The sequence below is a fragment of the Ruminococcus albus AD2013 genome (assembly GCF_000526775.1).
Lineage (GTDB): Bacteria > Bacillota > Clostridia > Oscillospirales > Ruminococcaceae > Hominimerdicola > Hominimerdicola alba_A.
The window spans coordinates 1743578-1756337 of the sequence record NZ_JAGS01000001.1 but is presented as its reverse complement, the minus strand read 5'-3'; the positions used below and the strand labels follow the sequence as shown (position 1 = coordinate 1756337).

Genomic DNA, 12760 nt, shown 5'->3' with positions numbered 1-12760 from the left:
AAAATGGCTTGTTTTGTAGTGCCTGCAACAGAGGCGATAGTTACGACTGTTATACAGAAGGTAGTCGCAAAAAAGGAGAAAAGTGAGGACAAGGATGGCAGCCGGATGAAGATCGGTTTTGCAGATAAGCTGAAATGGCTCAACGGTATGCTGTGGGGCGGTTCGGGACTGCTGGCGTTTGAACACGTATGGCATGGTGAGGTAACACCTTTCTTCCCATTTCTGACAGCGGCAAATGATCCTGCTGATACCGCGGAAATGCTCCATGAGATGGCGACTTCGGGGTCTGCTATGGCGATACTTGTTACCGCCGTCTGGGCAGGTCTGGTGATAGTTTCAAATAAGATAACAGCTTCTGATAATAAATCTGAAAAGAAAGCTGGTGCCACAGCATGACACTACTGATAACAGTTATCGCGGCGGTTATATCTACTGTGGTATGGTATTCAAGTGAGAAAGCAAGAAAGCTGAAGACAGGCGTTCTGCTGTATATGTTCTGGGGCGCATCTCTAATGTGGCTCGTTGATGCAGTGGTCGAATATCTTGAAAGCGGTGCTGAATACTTTCAGCCCGCAGGTGCAGATATGCTGAATGATGCCTTCCTTGGTCTGTCGGTCATCGCCCTGGCACTGGTCATCTGGGTCATCGTTTTACTGGTGAAAGACCCCACGGGCGCACTTAAAAGTGCTATTCTCAGCAAAAAAAGCAGGTAGTAAAATATCGTCGTATCTTCCGATGCAATAAGATCACCGTCTGTACTTTTTATGGTATGGACGGTGTTTTTATTTTTGTAAAAGCAAACGGCAGTTCCCGAAGAAACTGCCGTTATATGGTATGTGAAAGATTACTTAATAGTAACAGTTATTGCGTTCTTGATGGGGTCTGTGGTGTTCCACTTGCCGTTCACTCTTGCAGCAACTGCAACCTTGTAGGTCATGCCGGGTGTCAGGTTCTTGGGAGTTACATAGTTGTTAGTTGTGATATTGGAAGTCTGTACTCTCCATTTTCCTGCCAGGTATACAGCGATGCCGTACTTGTCAGCGCCCTGAACTTTATCCCAGATAAACTGTACCTGGTGATACTGTGTGCTGTAATTGACCTTAACGTTCTTAGGATAATCATTATTCTGAGGCTGAGGATCCGGATCGGGATCAGGATCGGAATGTGAAGTGGAATAATAATCGCTGAGGGATATACCATTTCCGGACTTACCAAGCTTTATCTTATGGTCAAGACTGATGAATTTTCCCTTTTCGTCCTGCCAGAGCGAGGGCTTAACGAATTCATACTTCTCTTCGTCCCAGTGATCCCAGTTGCCGTCGCTGGCGATAAGTCCGCCTGTATCGCTGGAATTTTCGTTGAAGCACCAGAAGGTGTGGTGGATACGCTTTTCTATCATATAGTCACGGAGAACTTCCATCCAGTGCTTGTTTGCACCCGAGGGATCGTTGACAGAGTCGATACGTCCGCCCCATTCGCCCATCAGCAGGGGAGAGATCTTCTCTTCAACAAGGAAAGCCCATGAATCATACCAGTACTCTTTAAGCAGAGATTTTCTGTCGAATTTATAGCTTGTATAGTTAGGACCCTTACCCTGCAGGTGGAACCATGATTGCTCGTAAACCAGAGGACCGTAGTCATGGGGTGAGTATACCAGCTGGCTCTGATACTTGCCGAGGTTTACAGGATAATCCCTTGCGCCGCGGAAGTTGCCGCCCCACCATGCGCCGTGGTAAGGCTGATAATCGGGATCGCCGTAATGAGCATAATCGGTGGAACCCGAATTCCAGTCGAAGCCCTTTTCAAACTTAGGATAAACCTCTATGCCCTCTACCATTATGAGGAGGTTAGGGTTCTTATCGAGGCAGGCTTTAGCGCCCTTTTCAGCGGCATAACGCCAGTTGTTGGCATCGCTGGAGCCGTCCCATTTAGCAAAGATACCATCGTCCTTTTTGCCATGGGGCTCGTTCTTGAGGTCGATGGCGATGATCGTATCATCGTCCTTGTAGTAGTCAGCGAACCATGCCAGTGCATCGAGCCAGTCCTTCTCGCTGTAGTTGCTGTCGTACCACAGTGCGTAGTTATGACCTGCGGCATTGGTAGTAGCGCAGTGAACGTCCATCATTATCTTGATACCGTTCTCTCTGCACCATTCCACAGCCTTGTTCCAGATATCAAAGCTGTACATGGGAGTACCGCCTTCGACACCTTCAAGTGTGAGCTCGGGATTCTTCCATTCGTTCAGCTTGATGATAGGATCGGGCTTGCGGTTTTTCCACTGCAGAAGTATCTCGGTGGACATGGGTACACGAAGCAGATTGAAGCCGTGGTCTGCTATCTCGTTGAGCGCCTGATGCATATTCAGGCTCCATACGCCGTCGAATACCTGACTTCCAACGTTATATCCGAACCAGTTGCAGCCTGTCATCCATACAGGATTACCGTTCATATCAACTACTTCGGCATTTTCGTTTACGTGCAGCCAGTCATCGTGATAGGAATCAGCAGTTGCTGCGGATGCAGGAATTACAGCAGCGCTTTTTTCGGCTATCCCTGAAGCCGGAGCGAGGACTATCGTGCAGGCAGATGCTGCAGCGGTCAGCCCTGAGATCAGTTTTTTTAACATAAATACATTCCCCTCTTCGGCTGCCTGATATTGAGATATCTCAGGCAGTTTAATATGCTGATATTATACAATATTATAAGAAGATTGTCAATAAGTAAAAACATTTTTCCGCGAATTGACCGATTACTGCTTTATATTTTCGTGATATTGTTGAAATCGATTTCAAAATATGCGGACGGTAAATGCTGTGATAGGTTAAATTCAGATGAGTATTGGTGTAGATATCATACTTTGATTTTCTACTTTCAGGCGAAATGCATTTTTGGACACTGCGCATTTCAGATAATATCAGGATATTAGCATTTGCAGAAATAATGTCCAAAGAGTGTTCTGTATGGTTTGAATACGCAGTGGACGGCATTTTCGGATGTTTTGACCTGTCTGATAACATTGAATTTTTGATAAAAATAATAAATAATTGAACATAATAATATCCACTTTTTACGTCAAATGTTCATGATTTGAGTTGACCGCTTTGAATGAATTTGGTATAATAAAATAACAAAATATGATATGTGCCAATATAACGACACGGTTTTTAGTTGTTTTTTATACACATCCAGAGGGAGGAATTGACATGAAAATCAGCTCGAATGTTAAAAAGCTGACTACCGCGGCTTTAGCGGGTGCTATGCTTTTTTCACAATCAGCATTCCCGTCAGATGTTGCTACAAGCGCAAATGCCGAGGAAAGCTATTACTACTATGATACGTTTGAGGACAGCAGTGATAACTGGGAAGTCAGAGGCGCAGGCGAGTTAACGCTCAGCGGCAGACATCCTTTTGCCGGAACCAACGCTCTTCTCATAAAAGACCGTACAAGTGCATGGCAAGGCCTTCAGAAAACTCTTGATACCTCGTATTTCATACCCGGTCAGAGCTACAGCTTCAGCGTACACGTAGACTATGAAGATGGCGAGAGCCAGCAGACCTTCCTGCTCTCACTGCAGTACACCGATTCTACCGGTACTGTAAACTACGCTCACATAGCTGAGGGCACAGCTTCCCGCGGACAGTGGATGGAGCTTTCAAACCCCAGTTTCCAGCTTCCCGATGATGCAAGCGATATGATACTCTATGTTGAGACCGTTGATGTCACAGGCAATTTCTATATCGATGAAGCAAAGGTCGTAAGTGTAGGCGGTTCAGGCAGCAGTTCAAAGCCTAAGCGCGACGGCAGAGGCGATGTCAATTTTGACGGCGATATAGATGTTATGGATCTTCTTCTTGCCAAGCGCGGACTGATAAGAGGATTCGAGGATACGAATTCCGAAAAGGCTGCCGATGTTGACAAGAGCGGTGAAGTAAACAGCGATGATATCAGCGCACTTCAGGATTATATCCTGGGCAAGATAGACAAGTTCCCGACAGTATATAAGATAGATCTCACAGAAATGGCAAGTAAGTTCGGTTATGTAAATCTTGAAAAATGCTATAAGAAGGATAGCGAGAACAATCCTCTGATATCCCAGTATTTCGGCGCAGATCCCGGAGTAATGGAATACAACGGCAGAGTATACATCTTTATGACAGATGACCATCTGCTGTACAGCAACGGCAAGGTCAAGGACATCGAGTACAGTTCCATAAACTGCCTGAGATGTATTTCTTCCGATGACCTTGTAAACTGGACAGATCACGGCCTCATCAATGCTGCAGGTTCTAACGGTCTCTGCAAATGGGGCGGAAATTCCTGGGCACCTACTGCCTGCCATAAGAAGATCAACGGCAAGGAGAAGTTCTTCCTTTACTTTGCAAACGGCGGCAACGGAATAGCTGTACTGGAAGCTGACAGCCCCACAGGTCCCTGGAAAGATCCTATCGGCAAGGCACTGATCTCCCGTCAGACTCCTAACTGCGGCAACGTTGAATGGCTGTTTGACCCCGCTGTACTGGTCGATGACGACGGCACAGGCTACCTGTACTTCGGCGGCGGTGTTCCCAACTCACAGTACGCTCATCCTAAGACTGCAAGATGCGTAAAGCTCAGCGATAATATGACTTCTATCGTTGGTACACCTCAGGCAATCGATGCGCCTTATCTCTTTGAGGACAGCGGTATACACAAGTTCAACGGCAAGTACTATTACAGCTACTGCTCTAATTTCAACACCGGCGGAAATCAGTATGGCCTGACAGGCGGCGCTATCAACTATATGGTCAGCAGCAGTCCTCTCGGCCCCTTCACCTACAAGGGCGAAGCATTCAAGGGCATAGGTACATTCTTCGGCACAGGCGGAAACAACCACCACACATTCTTCAAGTTCAACAATCAGTGGTACCTGACATACCATGCACAGTACTTACAGGACAGCATGGGACTCAAGGGCGGATACCGCAGCACTCATATCGACAAGGTGAACATCAATTCCGATGGTACTATACAGGCTGTTACAGGCACTAAGAAGGGTTTGAGCCAGATCAAGTCCTTTGATCCATACAAGACTCAGCGTGCAGCTACATTTTCGCATCAGGGTGGCATCACCATCAGCGGCAGCGGAAACTCTATCGTACAGGCCAAGAAGGGCAGCTGGTACCGTGTTCAGGGCGTTGACTGCGGAAGCAACGCTCAGAACCTGACACTCAAGGCTTCTTCAAGCACAGGCTGTATCGTAAAGGTATGCACGGGCAGTGCAAGCGGAAAAGCAGTTACATATGTTGAGATACCCGCAGGTTCTTCCATGCAGGAAATCACCGTTCCTGTTGTAGATCTCAGCGGCAAGAACGATCTCTATTTCGTATTCAATAACAATGCATCTGTAGATAGTTGGAGTCTCAGCTAACATATAACATTTCCCCGATAAAGGATCCTCTGTTTGTAAGGGCAGGGGATCCTTTTCTTGGATAGTTCTGATTATAGCACAAATGTTCCACGTGGAACATTTGTGCTGATCGACAGAAGAAAAAAAGATCATCGGAATCTCGGCTCCGATGATCTTTATTATTTATGTGCTGATCGTTTTATCAAGTATAAGCTTCATAGCTTCCCTGAATTCACGGTACATATAAAGCGAGCCGAGTGCGATCAGGGGCAAGCCTTTTTCTTTTGCGTGTTCGTAAGCGGCTGAAACTCCGTCGGGGAGATATTCAAAGCTTTCGGCAGCTATGTTCTTATCGGCGAAAACTTCCGCAAGGGCGGCACTGTTCAGTGCCCTTGGATTGTCAGGAGTAACGGTGTACACTTTTTCTATAAACCTGCCCAGCATATCCGCATAAAGCCTGTAATCCTTATCAGCCATAACGCCGATAAGCAGAACTGCCTTGTCTGGAAAGTACATCTCAATACTTTCTGCCGCCTTTGCAATGCCGTCGGGATTATGGGCACCGTCGTATACAACATAAGGATCGCGGTACATTACCTCGAATCTGCCCTGCCATACGGTCTCTGCAAGACCTTTGCGAAGGCTGTCGGTATCTATGGTCATACCATGTTTTCTTAGTATATCCACACAGCACATAAGGTTGACGATGTTATCGCGCTGATATGTGCCGCACAGAGGTACCATGTAGTTTTCTCCCTTCCATCGGAAGGATATACCGTCAAGGCTGTATGAGATATCTGAAAGCGGACTGTCATCATACAGAGCCAGAGGTGCGCCAAGCTGTTCCGCACGTTTTGATATCACGGCGAGAGCATCGCTGTCTTTTCCGCCGAAATAAGCGGGACAGTCCTGCTTGATTATGCCCGCCTTGTGACCTGCTATCTCGGCTGTTGTACTGCCAAGAAATCCGCAGTGGTCAAGTGCAACATTGGTTATGACCGACAGCAGGGGAGCTTTCATAACGTTGGTCGCGTCGCCGTCGCCTCCCATGCCGCATTCCACCACAGCGATATCGCAGTTTTCTTCTGCAAAAAGCAGATATGCGGCTGCGGCGATAACTTCAAATTCTGTTGGCTTTTCAGCCATGGATTCCGCAATTGGCACAATAGTGCCGATAAGATCTGCAAAGCGATCTTTTGATATTTCAGCGCCGTTTATACGGTAACTGTCTGTCACGCCTGTCATAGCAGGCGAACAGAAACTGCCTGTCCTGTATCCCGAACAGCGCAGTACCGAAGACAGCATAGCCGCAAATGAACCTTTGCCGTTTGTGCCCGAGATATGTATTATTTTTAACTTTTCCTGAGGGTCGCCCAACAGATGAAGCAGTTCTTTTACACGGTCAAGACCCAGAACACTGCCTCTCGTTGCGGCTTTTCTCAGATATCCTAGAGTTTGTTCATATGTCATCTTTTTATTATCCTGCCGATCTCTTTCATAAAGCTCTTATTCTGCATGAGCGCCCATACTATTGTCGCATCGATAATTGCACTGACAGATGCGGTGATAACACGGAACACAATGGTCTGGAAAGGTGTGCCGTATGCAATATACAGACCCAGCGACTTGATGACCATTAAACCGATAGCATAGGCGGCGACAACGCTTATGAATATCTTCACCCAATGCATACTTCTGTCTGTGCTTATGTGCTCTGTGTCGTTTTTAGCTATCTGTCTGTAAACATAACCCGAGATAAGACCTATGCAAAGTGCACCCACAGTTATTATGGGATTGATAGGATATCCATGGAGTATACAGCCTACGATATCCGCCGCGACCGCTGTTGCAGCACCGATCACAGGTCCGAATAAGATGGATGCAATTACTATGGGCAGATTTTCAAAACCTATGCGTATACTGTTGCCGACAGGGATAGAGAGAAATTTGCCCAGTATGATACTGAGGGCTGCAAGTATAGCCGAAGCTGTCATAACAGCCACTGTTCCGAATACCCTGATGTTGTTTTTTGCTGCTGAATTGTTTGTCTGCATAAAAATAACCTCCTTTTCCACATCATACGACAGAAAAGAAGGCGTATAAGCAGATATACTGCCAACGAGTCTTTTATCTGTTGTCCTATGAAGCGGGATGCAAAATACGAACCGCAAGCCCGCAGTTTTTCTGCACGGCTTTTCGTTTGACTGACAACTCCCCGTTCAGTCAACACTTAACGAACGTAATTTTACTCTTCAAAATCAATTGCAGTTTCAACTGCGTGTATATTATAACGAATTTTTACGGCTTTGTCAATAGATTATACAAGCAGCATAGTTTTACATTTGTAAACAATTATCGAACAACTTGAATATCCTTTGTTAAGGTATAAAACAGCTGAGGTAATTTGTGCAGCATATCCGTTAATTAAAAAATAATTTTTTCTGATAATGTTAGTTTTTCACAATTTTGATATTGACATTAATTGTTCTATGTTGTATAATTATTTAATAGAAACAGATGTAATGAATAGTTCTGAAGGCATCGGGGCACTCCTGCGGCTGACAGGATAAGAAAGGGGTGATGATATGTCCGAACGTAAAAATATATGCTTTCTGACTGCTGTTCCCGAATCGATACACGCCAACAGACTGGCATCAGGTATATTTGAACAGTGTGAAAAATACGGTTATAATGTGGCTGTATTTTCTGCGATGATATCGCCTGATTTCTTTTTCAGAGAATATGCCGAGGGCGAGATGGCTATATACGAGCTCCCGGATTTTTCAAGGTTCGATGGTATAGTTATTGATGTAATAAGCCTTGTGCTGCAGAACAGGACCAAATATGTCGAGAAGATCTGCCATAGGATAAAAGAACAGACAGACGCTCCGCTGGTGGGAGTTGGTATCCCCATCGACGATATTACAATGGTCAGAAGCGACAATGACCTTATGTTCCGTGAACTCTGCCGCCATGCTGTAAATGTACACGGATGCAAAGAGATATGTCTGCTGACGGGACAAAAGGGTAATACCGAAGCGGAATCACGCCTTGCTGTTATGCTGGACGAACTTGCAAACTTAGGATTACAGGTGAAGGACGAACATATCATCTACGGCGATTTCTGGTATTTCAGCGGTCAAAAACTGGCTGATGATATATTATCGGGAAAAATTTCCATGCCGGATGCGGTTATAGCCGCAAGCGATCATATGGCTCTGGGACTTATCGAGGAACTGAGTGCCAATGATGTGAGAGTTCCGGAGGATATCCGTGTACTGGGATTTGAAGCTACACATGAAGCGCTCCTGAATAAAATATCACTTACAACCATAGAATCAAACTTTGCAAAATGTGCTGCCGATGCGGTCGACATTATAAGGTCAAAGATCGAACCCGATAAGGAGGTCATTCCTTTCAAGCCCGATCTGACACATATGCTTCATCTCGGCAAAAGCTGCGGCTGTAAGCCCGATTTTGAAAAAACTCTGGATATGGTAAAATCTTCCATGTACTTTGTCTCGAAAAACTATTCAACGGCTTTGTTTAGTGATAATATCGATATCGGTATGCTGATGGAGAGCTATATCCCCGAAAAGCTGACTGCATCACAGACCCCTGATGAATGTATAAGCAATCTCTACGATGCCGCGTACATCCTTGCACCTTATGAGAATATTTACCTGTGTATGTGCGAAGACTGGCTGGATATGGATATGAATTGCAAGAAAGGCTATACCGAAAGAATCAAGCTTGTCATGCGGAGATCGAAAGAGTGCCGCGGTGACTATTGCTCCAACACCGATGCCGAAACATTCAGCAGGAAAGAAATGCTCCCGGGAATGTTTGAAAACAGCGACGTCCCTTATGTGTATTATTTTTCACCTATGCACTTCGGCGATAATACTCTCGGGTATACTGTTCTGCAAAGAAAGCTTACGGATAAGGAAAAGATCAATCTTGTTTACCGCAACTGGCTGAGATTTGCAAACAACGCTCTTGAAATGGTGCGTTCAAAGCATCACTTCATTGATATGTCATTCCATGATAAAATGACGGGATTGCTCAACCGCCGCGGAATGTACAGCGAATTTGAAAAAATGCGGAGAAATGCCGATCCTGATGATAAGCTGTTTGTATGCGTTATCGATATGGATCGCCTGAAATACATAAACGACACTTTCGGGCATCAGGAGGGTGACGTTGCCATCAAAGTTATTAGTGATGTGGCAGCTTCGATAACGGACGAACATGAGCTTTGTGTACGTGCGGGCGGTGATGAATTCTACATTATAGGCGTAGGGCAGTATGATGATATCGTTCTTGATATGAAGAAGGAGCGGTTCTATCAGGTGTTAAAAAAGAAGATGGCAAACATACAGAAGCCATATTCTGTAACTGCCAGCATCGGTGCAGCTTTGAGCCGATTGACTGACGATGTTCGTCTTGACAGCCTGATACTTGAAGCTGATGAAGCTATGTACTATCATAAGATACTCAGAAAGATGAATGATCATAAAGTAGATATTCCCTGAGTATGCACTATTACAAATATGAGACCGACAGTTCATTGATTGTCGGTCTTTTTTTGCATTGCAGATATCTCGCTTTTGACCGAAAATGTTAATTAAATGACCGTATATGTTATTGTCAAAGTTATTGTGATATGTTATAATATTTAAAAATATATTGTCGTTACCTGACATTTTATACCTAAGGGGGAATCATAATGAAAAAACGCAGGATCGGTGCAGCGCTTCTGGCACTCAGTCTGAGTATATCGGGCATGAGCAGCATCGGCGCAAATGCGGCAGGTCAGAGAGTATCAGTACATGACCCGTCTATCATCAAGACTAACGGTATGTACTATGTTTTCGGTTCGCATATCGATGCGGCACAGTCGAGTGATCTCATGAACTGGAATACCTTCTCGAACGGCTATGCACGTTATAACAATGTTGAGTTCGGCAATCTTTCCGATAATCTCAAAAAAGCCTTTGCATGGTCGGGCGAAGACCTTGAAGACTGCAAGGGCGGATTTGCGGTATGGGCTCCCGATGTAATATGGAACCCTGATTTTAAGTGCCCCGACGGAAGCCGCGGTGCTTATGTGATGTACTTCTGCACAAGCTCGACTTACAAGCGCTCGGTTATATGCTATGCTTGGTCGAAGAATATCAAGGGTACGTATACCTTTGGTGATACGCTGATCTATTCGGGTTTTTACGACAATGACAGCTATGTTTACAGCTCCACAAAGAGCGTCAACCGCAAATACACATCTACAAATATAGACGAGCTTATTGCTAAGGGCGAGGTCACTTACAATAACAGCTGGTTCAGCAATCATGATTTCAATAATCAGCTGTTCCCGAATGCCATAGACCCCACTATATACTACGGTACAGACGGCAAGATGTATATGACCTACGGTTCCTGGTCGGGAGGTATCTTCACACTGGAAATAGACCCCGAAACAGGTAAGTGTAAACATCCTAAAACAGGCAAGACCTCTGACGGCAGAATGGTGGACAGCTACTTCGGCACGAAAATAGCAGGCGGCTACGGCAAATCCGGTGAGGGTCCTTTTATTGAATATAATGCTGATACAGGATACTACTATCTCTGGACGACCTACGGCGGTCTGACTTCCACAGGCGGATATAATATGCGTGTATCACGTTCAAGATCTCCTCTCGGTCCCTTTGTTGATGCCGCAGGAAATCCCGCAGTGCTGAACTCTAATACCGATCTGGATTCCGTCGGACTGAAAGTAATGGGCAACTACAAGTTCTCGACCCTTGATAAGGCATATATGGCTTGCGGTCACAATTCTGTTCTGCATGATGATGACGGTCAGTGGTATCTGGTATATCATACAAGGTTCGATGACGGTTACGAGATACATCAGGTCAGGGTACATCAGATGTATTTCAACGCTGAGGGCTGGCCTGTTGTTACTCCCTTTGAATACGCGGGAGATCAGCTTTCAAAGGGCGGTTACAATGAAAGCGATATTGTCGGCAAGTACGAATATATCAACCACGGAAATGCAACCAACGGCAATATCATCAACTATAAGACTATTTATCTTAACTCAAACGGAACTATCTCGGGCGATGCAAGCGGTACATGGAAGCAGGGCGGTACCACAGCAGATGCTACTCTCGTTATTGACGGCAGGACTTACAAGGGTTACTTCTACGCGGGCAAGAACGAGAAGGGCAAAAAGGTTATGAGCTTTACTGCCGTTGGCAGCAATAACCAGACAGTCTGGGGTGCTAAGAACGATCAGTTCAGTGGTTCGGAGCGGGCTTGGACGGGGGATTATACCAATTCGGAATATGACCTTGTGTTCAACCCAGATTCCGTAACAAATGAGTATCCCGGTGCTTCACTGAAGATAAGCGGTACAGATCTGCTTTCCGGTGTCAGCTACTATATAGTAAACAAGAACAGCAATCTCTCCCTTGATCTGCCGAACGGAAGTACTGCTAACGGTACAAATATCCAGCAGTGGGAACAGAACGGCTGCTTTGCACAGCAGTTCCGTATCGTTGCGGAGGGAAACGGCTGGTGCCGTATCGCGTCGGTAGGTGACGAATCAAAGGTCATTTCCGTTGCATATAATACCGGGGCTGACGGTACAAATGTTGAACTTTCGACCTATACTGGTGCAGATAATCAGCTGTTCAAGGTAGTTGAAAACAACGGATATTACGCATTCCTTTCCAAGTGCTCGGGTGCGAAAAGCTCCCTTGATGTATTTGAGTGGTCAAAGGAAAACGGCGGAAATATCGCACAGTATCCATACAATGCTTTCGATTGTCAGCTATTCTCTGTGACACCTGTTTGTCCTGCTGTGAATGACGGCGTGTACAGTTTCCGCAGAATTTCTGACGGCAAGGTGACGGGTGATCGCACAGTCAAGCGTCTTAGCGACGGCAGATATACCATCACCGAGGAAAACGGCAAGAGCGGAACTTACACCATAAAGTGCAACGCTGACGGAAGCTACAAGCTGGTAAATACAGGCGGTCAGGGATCAGACTATGTATTCGAGCCTGTTGCAAAGAATGCTTTTGTGACAGAGCCTGTTGTAACTGTAAACGGTGACGTTGATGCAAACGGTGTATTCGATGAAAATGATGTGGATATGCTGCGCAGATATCTCGTAAAACTCGGAGGTCTGACTGATGCTTCAAAGGGCGATATCAATTTTGACGGCGAGATCGATGTTATTGATCTTGTTGAAATGAAGCGCAAACTTCTTGGACGCTGATACATTCTCCAAAAACTCAAAGATAAGAAAAAACTCTCTGCCGATCACTCGGACAGAGAGTTTTTCATATTATCTTGTACCTGCCGGGTAA

At 45.5% G+C, this 12760-nt stretch carries 8 protein-coding genes and 1 riboswitch; of the genes, 5 read left to right on the top strand and 3 right to left on the bottom strand.

Annotated elements, in window-relative coordinates; translation table 11 throughout:
* Positions 1 to 3 precede the first annotated feature (3 nt).
* Positions 4 to 396, top strand: a complete 393-nt coding sequence (locus tag N773_RS0107710; protein WP_024857251.1) for a hypothetical protein — start codon at positions 4 to 6, stop codon at positions 394 to 396.
* Positions 393 to 713, top strand: a complete 321-nt coding sequence (locus tag N773_RS0107705) for a hypothetical protein (RefSeq protein ID WP_024857250.1) — start codon at positions 393 to 395, stop codon at positions 711 to 713. The genes N773_RS0107710 and N773_RS0107705 overlap by 4 nt, the downstream gene beginning before the upstream one ends.
* 131 nt (positions 714 to 844) lie before the next feature.
* Here N773_RS0107705 and N773_RS0107700 read toward each other — a convergent pair whose 3' ends face one another.
* Positions 845 to 2626 (bottom strand): glycoside hydrolase family 5 protein, encoded by a 1782-nt coding sequence (locus N773_RS0107700; protein WP_024857249.1) that lies wholly within the window; start codon positions 2624 to 2626, stop codon positions 845 to 847.
* A 577-nt stretch (positions 2627 to 3203) separates the two neighbouring features.
* Here N773_RS0107700 and N773_RS0107695 point away from each other — a divergent pair.
* Entirely contained in the window at positions 3204 to 5408 is a 2205-nt protein-coding gene (locus tag N773_RS0107695; protein WP_024857248.1) for a family 43 glycosylhydrolase, read from the top strand.
* A gap of 162 nt (positions 5409 to 5570) precedes the next feature.
* Here the strand turns inward: N773_RS0107695 and N773_RS0107690 are convergent, their stop codons facing one another.
* Positions 5571 to 6857, bottom strand: coding sequence for a bifunctional folylpolyglutamate synthase/dihydrofolate synthase (locus N773_RS0107690; RefSeq protein ID WP_024857247.1), 1287 nt, complete (start codon positions 6855 to 6857; stop codon positions 5571 to 5573).
* On the bottom strand, positions 6854 to 7441 hold the full coding sequence (locus N773_RS0107685) for a folate family ECF transporter S component (RefSeq protein ID WP_024857246.1): 588 nt from the start codon (positions 7439 to 7441) through the stop codon (positions 6854 to 6856). The genes N773_RS0107690 and N773_RS0107685 overlap by 4 nt, the downstream gene beginning before the upstream one ends.
* 88 nt (positions 7442 to 7529) lie before the next feature.
* Positions 7530 to 7642: riboswitch (THF riboswitch) on the bottom strand.
* Positions 7643 to 7972: 330 nt separating this feature from the next.
* Between N773_RS0107685 and N773_RS0107680 the strand changes: the two genes are divergently transcribed.
* Together N773_RS0107680 and N773_RS0107675 are read left to right on the top strand one after the other, a co-directional pair.
* Positions 7973 to 9922, top strand: coding sequence for a GGDEF domain-containing protein (locus tag N773_RS0107680; RefSeq protein WP_024857245.1), 1950 nt, complete (start codon positions 7973 to 7975; stop codon positions 9920 to 9922).
* A 194-nt stretch (positions 9923 to 10116) separates the two neighbouring features.
* Positions 10117 to 12669 (top strand): family 43 glycosylhydrolase, encoded by a 2553-nt coding sequence (locus N773_RS0107675; protein ID WP_024857244.1) that lies wholly within the window; start codon positions 10117 to 10119, stop codon positions 12667 to 12669.
* Positions 12670 to 12760: the final 91 nt, after the last annotated feature.